The sequence below is a fragment of the Kocuria sp. LUK genome (assembly GCF_021012935.1).
Taxonomy (GTDB): Bacteria; Actinomycetota; Actinomycetes; order Actinomycetales; family Micrococcaceae; genus Kocuria; species Kocuria flava.
The window spans coordinates 179,530-194,804 of record NZ_JAJMZI010000006.1 but is presented as its reverse complement, the minus strand read 5'-3'; the positions used below and the strand labels follow the sequence as shown (position 1 = coordinate 194,804).

12 protein-coding genes are annotated in these 15,275 nt (G+C 76.5%); 6 read left to right on the top strand and 6 right to left on the bottom strand.

From position 1 onward, the window contains the following. Window positions 1-25: 25 nt before the first annotated feature. A complete protein-coding gene (locus LQU92_RS12405) occupies window positions 26-1,405 on the bottom strand; it encodes a TIGR01777 family oxidoreductase (protein WP_230781138.1) in 1,380 nt (459 codons plus the stop codon). Window positions 1,406-1,561: 156 nt separating this feature from the next. On the opposite strand from LQU92_RS12405, the gene LQU92_RS12400 reads away from it, so the two are divergent. From LQU92_RS12400 to LQU92_RS12380, 5 genes are all read left to right on the top strand, one after another. After that, a complete protein-coding gene (locus LQU92_RS12400) occupies window positions 1,562-1,840 on the top strand; it encodes a hypothetical protein (RefSeq protein ID WP_230781058.1) in 279 nt (92 codons plus the stop codon). 50 nt (window positions 1,841-1,890) lie between these two features. Continuing rightward, window positions 1,891-2,112 (top strand): hypothetical protein, encoded by a 222-nt coding sequence (locus LQU92_RS12395; RefSeq protein ID WP_230781056.1) that lies wholly within the window; start codon window positions 1,891-1,893, stop codon window positions 2,110-2,112. A 90-nt stretch (window positions 2,113-2,202) separates the two neighbouring features. Then, window positions 2,203-2,790, top strand: coding sequence for a histidine phosphatase family protein (locus LQU92_RS12390; RefSeq protein ID WP_230781054.1), 588 nt, complete (start codon window positions 2,203-2,205; stop codon window positions 2,788-2,790). Window positions 2,791-2,951: 161 nt separating this feature from the next. Next, window positions 2,952-7,820, top strand: coding sequence for an NAD-glutamate dehydrogenase (locus tag LQU92_RS12385; RefSeq protein ID WP_230781137.1), 4,869 nt, complete (start codon window positions 2,952-2,954; stop codon window positions 7,818-7,820). 10 nt (window positions 7,821-7,830) lie between these two features. Beyond that, window positions 7,831-9,258, top strand: a complete 1,428-nt coding sequence (locus tag LQU92_RS12380; RefSeq protein WP_230781052.1) for an NAD(P)/FAD-dependent oxidoreductase — start codon at window positions 7,831-7,833, stop codon at window positions 9,256-9,258. Between the two features lie 15 nt (window positions 9,259-9,273). Here LQU92_RS12380 and LQU92_RS12375 read toward each other — a convergent pair whose 3' ends face one another. Next, window positions 9,274-12,036 carry a multicopper oxidase domain-containing protein gene (locus LQU92_RS12375; RefSeq protein ID WP_230781050.1) on the bottom strand — a complete coding sequence of 921 codons (2,763 nt, stop codon included), beginning with the start codon at window positions 12,034-12,036 and terminating at the stop codon, window positions 9,274-9,276. Window positions 12,037-12,120: 84 nt separating this feature from the next. Between LQU92_RS12375 and LQU92_RS12370 the strand changes: the two genes are divergently transcribed. Continuing rightward, window positions 12,121-12,621, top strand: coding sequence for a DUF456 domain-containing protein (locus LQU92_RS12370; RefSeq protein WP_230781048.1), 501 nt, complete (start codon window positions 12,121-12,123; stop codon window positions 12,619-12,621). A gap of 61 nt (window positions 12,622-12,682) precedes the next feature. Here LQU92_RS12370 and LQU92_RS12365 read toward each other — a convergent pair whose 3' ends face one another. Genes LQU92_RS12365 through LQU92_RS12350 form a run of 4 tightly spaced genes read right to left on the bottom strand, consistent with a single transcriptional unit; the run spans window position 12,683 to window position 15,265 of the window. Then, the gene (locus LQU92_RS12365) at window positions 12,683-14,050 is read right to left on the bottom strand and encodes a molybdopterin molybdotransferase MoeA (protein WP_230781046.1); all 1,368 of its coding nucleotides are present in this window, start codon (window positions 14,048-14,050) and stop codon (window positions 12,683-12,685) included. Further along, window positions 14,051-14,374: a DUF6457 domain-containing protein gene (locus LQU92_RS12360; RefSeq protein ID WP_230781044.1), complete on the bottom strand. Its 324-nt coding sequence runs from the start codon at window positions 14,372-14,374 to the stop codon at window positions 14,051-14,053. 46 nt (window positions 14,375-14,420) lie between these two features. Next, window positions 14,421-15,002 carry a molybdenum cofactor guanylyltransferase gene (locus tag LQU92_RS12355; protein WP_230781041.1) on the bottom strand — a complete coding sequence of 194 codons (582 nt, stop codon included), beginning with the start codon at window positions 15,000-15,002 and terminating at the stop codon, window positions 14,421-14,423. A gap of 5 nt (window positions 15,003-15,007) precedes the next feature. After that, window positions 15,008-15,265, bottom strand: a complete 258-nt coding sequence (locus tag LQU92_RS12350; RefSeq protein WP_230781136.1) for a MoaD/ThiS family protein — start codon at window positions 15,263-15,265, stop codon at window positions 15,008-15,010. Window positions 15,266-15,275 lie beyond the last annotated feature (10 nt).

Genomic DNA, 15,275 nt, shown 5'->3' with positions numbered 1-15,275 from the left:
TGGGGGCCTCGCGGAGGAGGGGGCGTCAGAAGCGGCCCAGCTCCTCCCGCAGCGCCGAGCCGAGGTCGGGGTGGCGGAAGCGGTAGCCGCGGTCGATCGCCCGGTCGGCGGAGACCCGCTGGTCGGCGAGCGCCATGAGCTGGGCCCCCTCCGCGCCCAGCACGAGCCGCGGCCCCAGGCCCGGGGTGGGCAGCAGCGCCGGGCGGCCCAGGACCTTGCCGAGCACCCGGGCGTACTCCCGGCCCGTCACGGGCAGGGGCGCCACCGCGTTGACCGGGCCGTGCAGCCCGGGGCTGAGCACGGCATGGGCGAGCAGCCCCACGGCGTCGTCGAGCGAGATCCAGCTCAGCCACTGCCGGCCCGAGCCGAGCCGCCCGCCCAGGCCCGCGAGGAACAGCGGCAGCTGGGCCCGCAGCGCCCCGCCGGCCGGGGTCTGCACGACCCCGGTGCGCACCAGCACCACCCGGGTGACGGGGGCGGCCTCCATCGCGGCCTGCTCCCAGGCCCGGCAGACGCGGGCCAGGAAGTCGTCGCCGGGCGGGGACTTCTCCGTGACCTCCTCCCCGTGGGTGTCGGCGCCGTAGTAGCCGATCGCCGAGCCGCTGACCAGGGCCGCGGGCGCGTCCGCGCCCAGCTGCACGAAGGCGCGGGCGAGCAGGCGGGTGCCGAGCACCCGGGAGTCGTGGATCTCCTGCTTGGCGCGCTCGCCGAGCCGGCCGGCGATGCTGCGCCCGGCCAGGTTCACGACGACGTCGACGCCGCGCAGCGACTCCGGGTCCAGCTGCCCGCCCTGCGGGTCCCAGCCGATCTCGTGCGGGCCGCGGGGCGCGCGGCGCACCAGGCGCAGCACGGTGTGCCCGCCGGTGCTCAGCAGCGCGGCCAGCTGCGTGCCGATCGTCCCGGACGCGCCCGTGAGCGCGACCGTCAGCGGCTGTCCGGGGTGGCCGGCGTGGAACTCCAGGTCGGCCAGCAGGCGCCGGGCGCGGGCCTCGAACTGCCGCTCCAGGGAGGGGCCCATCAGCCGGTCGCCGAAGCGCCGGTCCCCGGGCAGCGCCGCGTACTCCACCGTGTCCGTGACCACGGTCCCGCCCTGCCCGTCGTCGTCGAAGCGGTGCCGGTGCTCCCACGCGGCCAGCGGGCCGCGGACCATCCGGTCCCGGAACTCCCGGCCCGGCACGAGACCGTGGTGCTCGGCCGTCCACGGCACCGTGACCAGCCCGCAGCTGCCCGGCACGGCGACCCGCAGCCGCGAACGCGTGCCCTCGCCCAGGGGCGGGGAGGACTCCTCGACCACCGACCCCGCCCAGGCGGGGGTCAGCCGCGTGAGCGCCCCGGGGCGGGCGTGCCACCCGAAGACGTCCTCGACGGGATGGGGCACACGGGTGGTCCTGCTGAACTCGGTCATGGCGTTCACTCAACCCCCATCCGCCCCGCGCGTCCAGGAACCGGCCGCCCCGGGCCCGCCGTGTCCTGCCGGGCGGGACCGGACGGGAGGCCCGCAGCGGTTCCCCCGTGTGGCCCCGGTCACTAGGCTGGGGGCGTCCGACCGAAGGAGGTTCCCATGACCGCTCCGCGCCACGACGACGACCCCCGCCTCGACGACGTCCTCGAACCCGGGGACGACGCCCTGCCGCAGCCCATCGCCCAGGGCCACGCCGGGCAGCCCGAGCACCTCGACGACGACGCCCTCGCGGCCGCGACCGAGCAGGAGCGCGTGGCCGCCGGCCTGGCCGACTTCGCGCCGAGCCAGGTGCCCCCGGCCACGGACCCGCTGCCCGAGGGCTCGGCCGAGGCCGCGGACCGGGCCCAGCGCGGCCTGACCGAGGAGGACGAGGACTGAGACGCAGGCCCGCACGAGACACCCACCGCAGCACACCCGAGGAGGCCGACGTGGTCGAACGAGGCAGCACCAAGCACGGTGCCGAGCTGGACGAGCAGATGAAGCACGAGGTGCAGAGCGAGGTGGACGGCGTCCAGCCGGACCACGTCGAGGAGCACCGGCAGACGGAGGCGTGGGTCGACGAGACCGACGACCCCGAGGTCCGCGCCGCCGTCGAGGAGCGGGAGCGCGCGCCCCGTCCCGACGCGGGGCGGGCACCGGACGAGCAGTAGGCCCGGGCGAGCAGCAGGCGCCGCCGGCGCCGGGGCACTCCCGGCGCCGGCGGGCTTGCCCTCGCGCCCGGCGTCGCCCACAGTGAACGGGTGACGAACCCCGGACGCATCGTGCTCATCCGCCACGGCCAGACCGACTGGAACCTCGCCGAGAGGCTGCAGGGCGCCGTGGACGTGCCCCTCAACGACACCGGCCGGCACCAGGCCCGCGAGGCCGGCCGGCTGCTGCGCGAGCAGGCCCTCCCGTGGGACGTGCTCGTCTCCTCCCCGCTGGGCCGGGCCGTGGAGACCGCCCGGATCATCGGCGAGGCCCTCGGCCTCGAGCCGGCCGGAACCTACCCCGAGCTCACCGAGCGCGGCTTCGGCCGCCACGAGGGGACCAGCTACGCGGGCCTGGGCCCGGCCGAGCGCGAGGCGCTCATGGGCGCGGGCGAGCCAGCCGGGGCGGTGGCCCGCCGGGGGCTGGCCGCCCTGCACCGGATCCGCCGGGAGCACCCCGGGCGCCACGTGCTGGTCGTGGCCCACGGCTCCCTCATCCGCCTGACCCTCTCGCACCTGCACGGGCGGGCCCACCCGCGGATCGGCAACTGCGAGGTGGTGCCCGTGGGCGTCGAGGCCCTCGCCGCCGCCCACGAGGCCTCCGCCGACACCCCTGACACGGCGCTCCCCGTTCAATAAGCTGGGGGCACCAGGGACGGCCCCACGAGGGACCGTCCACCTCCCGAGGCGGCGACGACGGCGCACAGGACGTGCTGCTCGCGCCGCCCAGGCACCGAAGGCGTGATGCGGCTGTGGCCCCTGACCAGTACACGATCCCCGACGAGGACCGCACCGAGGCGATGCCCGTGCTCGCGCAGCCCCCGCGGTGGAGCGGCGAGCTCGAGTGGGTCAACGAGTACTACCGGCACGTGCCGCCCGGGGACCTGCTGGCGCACACCGAGGAGGAGCTGCGGCTGCGCGCCGAGCACCACCGGGAGGTCGGGCGCGTGCGGGCACCGGGGGACAGCGCCGTGGGCGTGCGCCGGGAGGACTCGGCCTCCGTGGTCCTCGTGGTCACCGAGGACGTCCCCTACCTCGTGAGCACGGTCACCGCCGAGATCGCGGCCCGGTGGGGCGGGGCGCGGCTGGTGATCCACCCGGTCCTGGTCGCCGACCGGGACCGGGAGGGCCACGAGCTGCGGGACCTGCAGCCGCTGGCCGACGTGGCCACGAGCTCCAGCGGCGACACGACCGCCCTGCCGGTCCTGCCCGGGGCGGGGGACGGGGTGCGGCGCAGCGTCGAGTCGTGGATCTCCGTGGAGCTGCTGGACCCGCTGTCCGAGGAGACGGCCGAGCAGCTCGTCGAGCGGCTCACCGGCCTGCTGGCGGACGTGCACCGGATCGGGCGCGACCAGTCGAAGCTGCGGCACCGGGTGAAGGTCCTGGCCCTGGACCTCGAGGAGCTCGAGGACCTGGAGCTGCCCGGCGGCGGGCGCCCGCCGCGGGTGCGGGAGTCGCAGGAGTTCCTGCGCTGGCTGCTCGAGGGCAACTTCATCCTCATGGGCTTCAAGGAGTACGACCTCGAGGACTCCGACGAGGGACTGTCCCTGGTCTCCCGCCCCGGCACGGGGCTGGGCCTGCTGCAGGAGCGCGACGAGCGCCCGCACCGCCAGCTGCTGACGGGCCTGGGCCGCGAGCACGCCCGCGAGGCCGGCACGCTGTTCATCACCAAGGCCAACCGCCGCTCCTCGATCCACCGCCGCGAGTACCTCGACTACATCGGCGTCGCCAAGTACGACGACGACGGGCGGATCGTCGGCGAGTACCTCGTGCTCGGGCTGTTCTCCCGGCGCGCCTACAACACCCCGGTGCGCGAGACCCCGCTGATCAAGGAGAAGATGGCCGAGGTCGCCGCGCGCTTCGGCTTCCTCGAGGACTCCCACTCCGCCCGCGACCTCATGGGCAACATCGAGGACTACCCGCGTGACGAGCTCTTCCACATGACCGCCGACGAGCTCTACGACATCATGCGCGGTGTCATGGGCCTGGACGAGCGCCGCCAGACCCGGCTGTTCCTGCGCCAGGACCACTTCGGGCGGTTCATGTCCGCGGTCGTGTTCCTGCCGCGCGACCGCTACAACACCTCCGTGCGCGGGCGGATCGAGGCGGAGCTGGCCAAGACCTTCGACGCCGAGGAGATCGACTTCGACGCGCGGCTGACCTCCTCGACCCTCGCCCGGCTGTTCTTCCGGATCCGCCTGCCCTACACCGGCGAGGTGCAGTCCTTCGACCGGGAGGCCCTCGAGGCCCGGCTGCGCGCCGCCGTGCGGTCCTGGCCCGAGGCGCTGGCGCGGACCATCCACCGCACCTTCCCCGAGGAGCTGGCCCGCCGGCACGCCCGCAACTGGGCCGGGGCGTTCCCGGAGGCCTACCGCGCCGACTACGAGATCGAGGAGGCCGTCGAGGACCTGCAGCGCTGCGAGGAGCTGTGGGGCCGCGACCCGGACCTGCCCGCGGAGGTGCGGGTCGTCGACGGGCCGGAGGGGGTGCGGCTGAACATCTACCTCACCCGCTCCCTGTCGCTGACCGAGCTGCTGCCGATGCTGCAGAACCTCGGGCTGACCGTCCTGGACCAGAAGCCCTACGAGGTCGCCCCCGCGGACGGGCGCCACTTCCAGCTCTACGACTTCGGGGTGCGCCTGCCCGAGGGCGTGGACGCGACCGGCCCGGAGGACGCCAAGACCGAGGACCTCATCGAGGACACCCTGTGCGCGGTGCTCTCCGGACGCTCGGAGTCCGACGCCCTGAACCGGCTCGTGCTCGCCGAGCGGATGACGTGGCGGCCGGTCGCGGTGCTGCGCTCCTACGTGCGCTACCTGCTGCAGCTGGGCCACCCCAACTCGTTCGAGTACATCGCCGACACCCTGCTGGCCTTCCCCGCCGTCACCCGCGGGCTCAGCGAGTTCTTCGACGCGAGCTTCAACCCCGCCCACGACGACGACGTGCGCGAGTCCCTGCGCGAGGGCGCCGACCGGCGGCTGCGGGAGGCGCTCGAGGAGGTCCCGACCCTCGACGCCGACAAGCTGCTGCGGGCCCTGGCCGAGATCATGGCCGCGACCCTGCGCACCAACGTCTACCGGCACCGCCCGACCATGGCCTTCAAGCTCAGCCCGCGCCGGATCCCCGCCGCCCCGCTGCCGCACCCGATGTTCGAGATCTGGGTGTGGTCCCCGCGGGTCGAGGGCACGCACCTGCGCTTCGGGCCCGTGGCCCGCGGCGGGCTGCGCTGGTCGGACCGCCGCGAGGACTTCCGCACCGAGGTCCTCGGGCTCGTGAAGGCCCAGATGGTCAAGAACGCGGTGATCGTCCCCAACGGCGCCAAGGGCGGGTTCTTCCCCAAGCAGCTGCCGGACCCGGCCGCGGACCGGGACGCGTGGCTGGCCGAGGGCCGGGAGGCCTACAAGCTGTTCATCTCCTCCCTGCTCGAGGTCACCGACAACCTGGTCCGGGACGAGGACGGCAACGACGTCGTCGTCCACCCCGAGAACGTGGTGCGCCGCGACGGCCAGGACTCCTACCTCGTGGTGGCCGCGGACAAGGGCACCGCGTCCTTCTCGGACACCGCCAACGCGATCGCCCTCGAGCAGGGCTTCTGGCTCGGGGACGCGTTCGCCTCCGGCGGGTCGGTCGGCTACGACCACAAGGCCATGGGCATCACCGCCCGGGGCGCGTGGGAGTCGGTCCGGCGCCACTTCTTCGAGCTCGGTGTGGACACCCAGAGCGAGGACTTCACGGTCGTGGGCGTGGGCGACATGTCCGGGGACGTGTTCGGCAACGGGATGCTGCTCTCCGAGCACATCAAGCTCGTGGCCGCGTTCGACCACCGGGACGTCTTCCTCGACCCGGACCCCGACCCGGCCGTCTCCTACGCCGAGCGCGAGCGGCTGTTCGCCATGCCCCGGTCCTCCTGGAAGGACTACGACCGGGAGAAGATCTCCGAGGGCGGCGGCGTGCACCCGCGCACGGCCAAGTCCGTGCCGGTCTCCCCGCAGGTGCGCCGGGCCCTGGACCTGCCGGAGGGCACGGAGGAGCTGACGCCGATCGAGCTGATCCAGGCGATCCTCAGGGCCCCCGCCGACCTGCTCTACAACGGCGGGATCGGCACCTACGTGAAGTCCGCCGAGGAGCCGCACACGGCCGTGGGGGACAAGGCCAACGACGCCATCCGCGTCGACGGCCGCGACCTGCGCGTGCGCGTGGTCGGTGAGGGCGGCAACCTGGGCTGCACCCAGCTGGGCCGCGTCGAGGCCGCCCTGAACGGCGTGCTCATCAACACCGACGCGATCGACAACTCCGGCGGCGTGGAGTCCTCCGACCGCGAGGTGAACATCAAGATCCTCGTGGACCGCATGGTCGAGGCCGGGGAGCTGAGCACCGAGGAGCGGGCCGGGTTCATCGAGTCGATGACCGACGAGGTCGCCGAGCTGGTGCTGGACACCAACGAGGCCCAGAACGTGCTGCTGACCACCGAGCGGGCCCGCGTCACCGACCTCAACGAGGCGTACCTGCGCTTCGTGCACTGGCTCGAGGAGCACGCCGACCTGGACCGGTCGATCGAGTTCCTGCCCACGGACGAGCAGCTGCGCGAACGGGTGCGGGCGGGCCAGGGCCTGACCTCCCCGGAGCTGTCGGTGCTCGCCGCCTACGCCAAGATCCAGCTCTCCGAGGCACTGGTGGACTCCGACCTCGCCGAGGACCCGTGGCTGGGCACGGTGCTGGAGCGCTACTTCCCCGCGCAGATCACCGAGCGCTTCGGGGAGCTCGTCGGCACCCACCCGCTGCGCAAGGAGATCATCGGCACGATGGTCGCCAACCAGATGATCAACTACGGCGGGATCCCCTACGTCTACCGTGTCGTGGAGGAGACCGGGTGCGCCCCGGTCGACGTCGCGCGCGCGTTCGTGGCCGCCGTGCAGATCTACGAGATCGACCGCTACGCCCACGCCCACCGGGAGCTGCCGGCGGACGTGCCCACCGAGCTGTGGGACCGGATGTTCCTGGACATGCGCCGGCTGCTCGACCGGGTGGTCCGCTGGCTGATCCACCGCCAGGAGATCCGGCGCCCGATCGGCGAGGTGATCGAGCGCTACAAGCCGACCGTGGACATCCGCTTCATCGAGGAGCGGCTGCTCGGGGAGGACTCCCGAGAGCGGGTGGACGCCCTGGCCGAGGCGGCCCAGCGGCAGGGGGTGCCCGCGGAGCTGGCCACGGAGTGGTCGCAGCTGCTGGACGCCTTCGCGCTGCTCGACGTCGCCCGCCTCGCCCACGCCACGGGCGAGGCCGTGGCCGAGGACGGGGCGCCGGACGAGGAGCGGATCAAGACCATCGCCAAGGTCTACTTCCGGCTCTACGACCGGTACCGGATCGAGAGCCTGCTCAACCGGATCACCGCCCTGCCGCAGGGCACCCGGTGGGAGAACCTGGCGCGGATGTCGATGCGCGAGGACGTCTACTCGACCCTCGTCCAGCTCGCCGACCAGGCGCTGCGCGCCCCCGGCGAGGACGACCGGGCGAAGGTCGAGGCGTGGGAGCGGGCCAACGAGTCCCGCCTCGTCCGGCTGCGGGAGGTGCTCGCGCAGATCGAGGAGGAGTCCACGGGCGAGCCCGCGACCGAGCTCGCGTCCCTGTCCGTGGCCCTGCGCACGATGCGCGCGGCGCTGGCGGAGTAGGCGCACGCCGGTGCGGGCCACCGCGGCGGTCGTCGGCTCCGGCCCCAACGGGCTGGGCGCCGCCGTGGTGCTCGCCCGCGCCGGGCTCGAGGTCGTCGTCCACGAGGCGGCCCCGACCCCGGGCGGGGCCGCCCGGTCGGCGCCGCTGCTGGGGCCCGGCACCGTGGTCGACCTCGGCGCCGCCGTGCACCCCTTCGGCGCCGCGAGCCCGCTGCTGCGCGCGCTGGACCTGGGCCGCCACGGCCTGCAGTGGCTGCACCCGCCGGTCGTCGCCGCGCACCCGCTCGACGACGGCCCGGCGGGGCTGCTGCACCGCTCCCTGGCGCGCACCGCGGAGGAGCTGGGCCCCGACGGCCGGGCCTGGACCGCCCTGCACCGGGGCGTGGCCGAGCGGTGGGAGGACGTGGCCGAGACCGCCCTGGGCCCGCTCCTGCGCCGGCCCCGGCACCCGGCGGCGCTGGCCTCTTTCGGGCTGCGGGCCCCGTGGCCGGCCGCGGCCACGGCCCGGGCGCTGTTCCGCACCGAGCGCGCCCGGGGCCTGTTCGCCGGCTCGGCCGCCCACGCGGTGCTGCCGCCGGGGCACGTGCTCACCTCGGCGTTCGGGACGCTCTTCGGCGCGGCCGCCCACACCACGGGCTGGCCGGTGGCCCGCGGCGGCTCGCAGGCGGTCGCCGACGCCCTCGTGGCGGAGCTCGCCGCCCACGGCGGGCGGGTGGTCACGGACTCGCCCGTGACGGACCTGCGGCAGGTGCGCCCGGCCGACGTCGTGCTCCTGGACCTGACCCCGCGGCAGGTGCTGGCCCTGAATGGGCTCGACCTGCCGCCGCGCTACCGGCGGGCGCTGGCGCGGTGGCGCCACGGGCCGGGCGCCCACAAGGTCGACCTCCTGCTCGACGGACCCGTGCCGTGGCGCGACCCGCGGGTGGGGCGGGCCGGGACGGTGCACCTGGGCGGGACCCTCGCCGAGATCGGCGCCGCCGCCGCACAGGTGCGCGCCGGTCGGCTGCCCGAGCGGCCCTTCGTCCTCGTGGCCCAGCAGGGGGCCGCCGACCCCTCCCGGGCGCCGGCGGGCCGGCACGTGCTGTGGGCCTACGCGCACGTCCCGCACGGGTGCGCGGACCCGGCGGCGGGGGAGCGGGTGCTCGGCCAGCTCGAGCGCTTCGCCCCCGGGGTGCGCGACCGGGTCCTCGCCCGGGTGGACACCCCGCCGGCGCGGCTGGAGGCGTGGAACCCGAACCTCGTGGGCGGGGACGTCGGCGGCGGGGCGCTCGACGGGCTCCAGCAGGTCTTCCGCCCGGCCGTGCAGGCCGACCCCTACGCCACGGGCGTGCCGGGGGTGTGGCTGTGCTCGTCCTCGACGCCCCCGGGCGGCGGGGTGCACGCGATGGCCGGGGCGCACGCGGCGGCGCGGGCCCTGCGGGAGCTCGCCCGCCGCTGACGGCGCCCGCCCGGCTCAGCCCTCGACGCGGATCAGGCCGCGGGCCCCGCGCTCGGCCGCCGCGAGGTCGTGGTCGAGGAACGGGTAGGTGCCCGGCTCGGCGAACGTGAGCTCGACGAACCCGCCCTGCGCCGGGGCGAGGTCCAGCGCCTGCGCCCCGCCCTGCTCGGGCCCGCCGGGGCGCAGGAGGTAGGCGCCCTCCTTGTGGACGGTGTCGAACTGCCCGCCCACCACGTGGAAGCTCAGGCCCCCGGAGGGCCCGGCCGCGAGCAGCCGGATCCGCACCCGCTCGCCCACCCGTGCGCGCAGCGGCTCGTGCAGGTACTGGGTGGCGTGGCCGTTGAAGACCGTCAGGGACGGGGTGCCGGTGCGCACCCGCTCCGGGGAGACGACCGCGGTGCCGGGCTCGTCCCCCGCGGCCAGGTAGGCCTCGCTGTGCACCAGCAGGTACTCGCGGTCGACGGGCGGCAGGCCCGGCGGGTCGACCACCACGGCGCCGAACATGCCGGCGGCCACGTGGCTGCTCATCGGGGCGGTCGCGCAGTGGTAGAGCCAGGTCCCCGACCGGACCGCCTCGAAGCGGTAGGTCAGCGACTCCCCGGGCGGTACGGTGCGCATCGGTCCGTCGGGGGCCACGACCCCGGCGTGGAAGTCCACGGAGTGGCCCGTCGTCCCGCCGTTGTGCAGCTCGACCTCGAAGACGTCGCCGACCTCCCCGTGCAGGGTCGGGCCCATGTACCGCCCGCCGTAGGTCCACGAGCGCACCCGCACGCCGGGGGCGAGCTCCTGGTCGAGCTCCTCGACCTCGAGCCGCACCCGGTGGACGCGCCGCCCGTCCTCGACGGGGCCCGTGACCGGTTCCAGCACCGGGGAGCGGGTCGTGTGCTCCGGACCCGGGGCCGCGGCCAGGTCCGCGGCGGCGGCCGGGTCCGCGGCGCCCGCGGGCCCGCCGGCGCCGGTGCCGGCCGTGCCGCCGGCCACCGGCCGCCCGTCCGCGCCGAGGGCGACGACCTCGAGGGTCATGCCCGCGGACCGGTGCCCGACGACGGAGCACCACCCCGCCAGGGATGCCCCGACCACGCCCGCCTCGACGGTCGCGGACCGTCCCGGGGCCAGGCGCCCGCTGCCGGCCCCGGAGTCCAGGACCAGGTCGTGGACGCCGGTCGGGTCCTCGTTGACCAGCTCGATCACCAGCTCGTCCCCGGCGGGGACCTCCACGACCGCGGGATCGAAGCGCATCCCCTCCCGGGCGGCCACGCGCACGACCGTGGTCTCCCCGGTGGGGGCCGTGCCGGCACCGTCCGCGGCGGGCGCGCCCAGCCCCGCCGCCGCAGGGTCCGCGGCGATCCCCGCGGCCACGGCCAGGACCACGGCGAGCACCCCCGCCAGTGCCCCGCGGGCCGGACGGTCGGGTCCGGCTGCACCCGGCGGCCCTCCCGGCGGTGCGGCCACGGCGGCGCCCGCACCACCCGCTGCCGGGCGGGCCCCTGCCGCCGCGGCGCTGGTGCCGCCCGGCCCGTCCGCCGCGGCGGCCGCGCCACCGGCCGCGGCCCGGGCCGCCCGCCGTCCGGCGACCGAGATCCGCGCCGCGGAGACCGTCAGCGGCACGGACGCGAACAGCACGGCCGCGCCGAGGACGGAGACGCTCACCCGCACCCACGAGGGCAGCGTGCCCGGGGGCAGGGCGAAGAGCAGCACGCACAGGTTGACGACGACCACGCGGAAGGCCGCCCCGCGCCCGAGGGCCCGGTGGGCGGCGCGCACGACGGCCGGGCCGCCGCCCATCGTCACGGGCAGCAGGTAGCTCATGGCCCCCAGCAGCACCTGCACGAGGAACCCGGCCACGAGCGGGACCGTCAGCCGCCCCAGCGCGGCGGCGTCGAAGCCCCCGCGCACGAGCAGCACCGCCAGGGCCACGACCGTTGCGGCCCACCAGGCGGTGCCGGCGGCCAGGCAGAGACCGGCGTGGTCGACCGGCGGCCGGGCCCGGGCCGTGCGCACCATGACGACCAGCACGGCGCCCAGGCCCAGCCCGTAGCAGGCGAGCCCGGCCAGGGCGAGGGCCTCGCTGCCCAGCAGCGCGCCGGTTCCGGTGAGCACCACCCCGCCGGCCAGCGCGCCCAGCGCGCGGGTGGCGACCCGCACGGCCTCCTGGCGCATCCGGGTGCGCAGGACCGTGGGCCACAGCGTCAGCAGCGTCCCCGCGACGGTCAGGCCCACGAAGCCCAGGACGTTGACGGCCTCGTGGGCGAGCAGCACCCGGGCGTGCACCCGGTCCGGCAGGCCCGCGGCGAGGACCGCGCCCAGCACGGCGCCGACGGGCAGCAGCAGCGCCGCGGCCGCGTAGTAGCGCACCGCCACGGCGAAGCGGGAGGGCAGGGCGGCGCGCAGCTGGGCCAGCAGCGACGCGCCGTGCCAGGCGACCGCCGCGCCCACGGCGGTCGCCCCCGCGAGGCTCGCCCACCACCACCTGGTCGGCGCACCGGCCACCAGCAGCACGATCCCGGCGTTGAGCACCCCGAGGCGGGCCAGCTGCCGCGACCGGGCGGTCCCGGGCAGCCGGTGGTGCAGCAGGGACTCCGTGAAGTGCTGGGACCACACGAGCACCGAGTTGGTGACCAGCCCGAGGGTGGTCAGGTGGACCAGCAGCCAGCGGGCCTCCGGGACCCAGCGGTGGAGCAGGACCACGGCGAGCAGGGCGGCCGTCCACACGCGCACCGGGCGGCCCGCCCGCCGGTGCCAGGAGCTGCGGCGCGCCGGCCGCTGCGGGTCGTGCACGTCGACCTCCCCGTCCCGATAATCAGCATCTCAGTCGCAAGTATACCGGTCCCGCGGTGCCGGCCCGGACCGTACGATGAGCGGATGACCGCCGAGATCACCGCGACCGTCGTCGCCGCCGTCCTGCTCTGCGTGGGCTGCCTGGGCATCATCGTGCCCGTGCTGCCCGGCTCGATCCTGGTGGTCGTGGCCCTGGCGGTGTGGGCGTTCACCGTCCAGACGGCCGTGGGGTGGGTCGTCCTGGGGGTGGGCGGGGTCCTCGCGCTCGCGGGGATGTCCGCGAGCGCCGTGCTCACCGGCACCCGCCTCAAGCGGCGGCAGATCCCCAACCGGTCGCTGCTCTACGCGGCTGTCGGCGCCGTGGTGGGGCTGTTCGTCATCCCGGTCGTGGGGCTGTTCGTGGGCTTCGTGGTGGGCCTGCTGCTGAGCGAGACGGCGCGCCGGCGGGACCTGCGCGCCGCGCTGGCCGCCAGCTGGGCCGCGCTCAAGGCCCTGGGGCTGGGGATCGTCGTGGAGTTCGGGTGCGCGCTGGGGGCCTCGACCGTCTTCGTGCTCGGGGCGGTCGTGCTGTTCGCGAGCGCCTGAGCCGGGCACCGCACGGCCGGGGCCCGGGCGCACGCCTGGGCCCCGGCCGTGCGGGCCGTCCTCAGCGCCAGGGCAGCGGCAGCACCTCGACGTCCGCCCCGGCGGCCACGCCGGCGGGCGGGACGACGGCCACGACGTCGGCGTGGGCGAGGCCGCGCAGCATCGCGGAGCCGACCTTGTCGCGCGGGTGCACGGCACCGTCGGCCAGGTGGGCGGGCACCAGGGCGGTGACCTTCTGCCCGGGCAGCTCCTCGCCGGCGGGCAGGGTGCGGGGGGCCGGTGCGGGGGTGCCGTGCAGCTTCGCGAGCAGCGGCTCCGCGATCGTGAGCATGCTCGACATCGCGGCCAGCGGGTTGCCGGGCAGGCCCACCACGAACGGCCCGCCCTCGGGCAGCCGCGCCAGGAACGTGGGGTGGCCGGGGCGCTGGGCGAGGCCGTCGATCAGGAACACCGCGCCGAGCTCCTCGAGCGCGGACCGGACGTGGTCGGCGCGGGAGTGCCCGGTCCCGCCGGTGGTGATGACGACCTCGCAGCGGGCGTCGAGCACCGAGGCCATCCCGGAGGGCGCCTCGGTGAGCGCGGCCAGCATGGCCCGGGCGGTGTCCTCGACGCGCCGGACCTGGTCGACCGACCCGCCCAGCAGCTCCACGAACGTGGGCAGCTGCGGGCCGAAGGCGTCCCGGACCTGCCCCGGCTCGGGGATCCCGTCCTCCACGACCTCGCTGCCCGTCAGCAGCACGGTCACGCGGGGCCGGCGGCGCACCGGGAGCATGTCGTGGCCGCAGACCGCGGCGAAGGCGATGTGGGCGGGGTTGAGCACGCAGGGGGCGCGCAGGATGACGTCCCCGGCGGCGACCTCCTCGCCGGTGCGGCGGATGTTCTGCCCGTAGGGGATGTCCTCCGCCGAGGGCGCGTGCGCGGCGATCCGCAGCGTCGCCCCGTCCTCGTCCGTCTCGGCGTACTCGTCGCGCAGCACCGCGCGGGTCCCCGCGGGGACGAGCCCGCCGGTGACGATGCGCGTGGCCTCGCCCGGCTCGAGGTTGAGCACCGGCCGGTAGAGCTCCCCGGGCGGGATGGTGAGCATCTTGCGGGGGTCGGTCTCGACGGGCTCCGGGTGGCGCACCGTCCACGGCGGCGGGCCGGCCACGGCGAAGCCGTCCATCGCGGAGGACGCGTAGTGCGGCACGGGGATCGGAGCGGTGACGTCCTCGGCGAGGACCTCGCCCAGCGCCTCGCGCAGGGGCAGCCAGTGGTGGGGCAGCGCCTCGGCGGCGTCGTGGGCGAACGCGCGGGCGCGGTGCCACTCGACGTCGTGCAGCGTCTCGACCGGGGCCGGCTCGGGGGCCGGCGCGTCGTCCTCGTCGACGACCACGGGCAGGGCGTGGGTGTACGGGCTGTTGGAGTCCGGGGGCGGGGGCAGGCCGGGCATTCAGTGCTCCTGGGTGTCGGGGACGGTCGAGGGTCGGTGGTCCGGGCCGGCTCCGCCGGGCAGTGCGGCCGCGACGGCGGCGAGGGCCTCGCGCAGCGCGGTCTCCTGGTCCGCGCCGGCGGCGACGGCCCGGCCCACGGCGAAGCCCATGAGGTAGGCGGTCGGCGGCACGGCCGGGCGCACGGCCTCGCGCGCGACCCGGCCGGTGAGCCCGAGCAGCTCCCCCACGGGCAGCCGGGCGTCGGGGACGCCGAGGGCCTCGCGCACCGCGGCGGCCCAGTGCTCGAGGGCCTCCCGCTCGGCGGGGCTCAGCTCCTTGGGCATGGTGTGCTCCTCCCGGGCGGCCGGGGCCGCCCGCTCGTGACGTCGGTCAGCTCAGGCGGTGCCTGCGCACATCGTCCCACGTGTCGACGTCCGCGGTGGCGCCCTCCGGGACCGCGACCTCCTGGAGCACCAGGCCCCGGAGCATCGAGAACACCGAGCGGCCGCTCGGCCGGGCACCGGCGTAGGCGGCGCGCAGGGCCGGGGTGCGGCAGAGGGCGGCCAGGGGCTGGCGGTGCCCCGCGGCGTCGACGGCGACGAGCCCGTCGGCCGCGGGCCCGGCCGCGGCGGCGGCGCGCAGCCCCGCCACGGCGGCGGCGACCCCGGGCATGTCGCAGGCCAGGGTCATGGTCCAGGGGACGGACGGCAGGGGCGCCAGGGCGGCCAGGCCCGCCGCGATGCCGGCGGCGGGGCCCGCGAAGGGCGGGTCCTCCCGGGTGCGCAGCACCCCGCCGGGCAGGTCCAGGTCCGCGGGGCCGACGACGACGACGGCCTCCGCCGCGCCCACGGCGTCCACGGTGATCCGCACGAGGCTGCGCCCGTCCCGGGACAGCCGGGCCTTCGGGGTCCCCCCCAGCCGGGCGGAGCGCCCGCCGGCGAGGACGACCGCGTGGAACCCGGTCCCCGGCACGCCCCTCAGCCGCCCGAGAACGGCGGCAGGACGTCGAGCACGGCCCCGGCCGGCACCGGGGCCCGCGGGTCGGGGCAGGCCACGCCGTCGAGCAGGAAGCTCGAGCGGGCCAGGACCTCGGCCAGCGGCGGCTGCCCGTCCGGGTGGCGCTCCGCCAGCAGCCGCTCCACCTCGGCGCGCGGGGCGGGGGCGGCGGGCAGGGCCAGGACCTCCTCGTCGGTGCCGGCGGCGGCGCGGGCGGCGGCGAAGAAGCGCACGCGCACCGTGCCGGTC

What these genes read in the sequence shown, in the direction of transcription:
- LQU92_RS12405 (WP_230781138.1), bottom strand. Translation starts at nt 1,405, where the DNA reads ATGACCGAGTTCAGCAGGACCACCCGTGTGCCCCATCCCGTCGAGGAC.
- LQU92_RS12365 (WP_230781046.1), bottom strand. Translation starts at nt 14,050, where the DNA reads ATGCCCGGCCTGCCCCCGCCCCCGGACTCCAACAGCCCGTACACCCAC.
- LQU92_RS12400 (WP_230781058.1), top strand. Translation starts at nt 1,562, where the DNA reads ATGACCGCTCCGCGCCACGACGACGACCCCCGCCTCGACGACGTCCTC.
- LQU92_RS12360 (WP_230781044.1), bottom strand. Translation starts at nt 14,374, where the DNA reads ATGCCCAAGGAGCTGAGCCCCGCCGAGCGGGAGGCCCTCGAGCACTGG.
- LQU92_RS12385 (WP_230781137.1), top strand. Translation starts at nt 2,952, where the DNA reads ATGCCCGTGCTCGCGCAGCCCCCGCGGTGGAGCGGCGAGCTCGAGTGG.
- LQU92_RS12370 (WP_230781048.1), top strand. Translation starts at nt 12,121, where the DNA reads ATGACCGCCGAGATCACCGCGACCGTCGTCGCCGCCGTCCTGCTCTGC.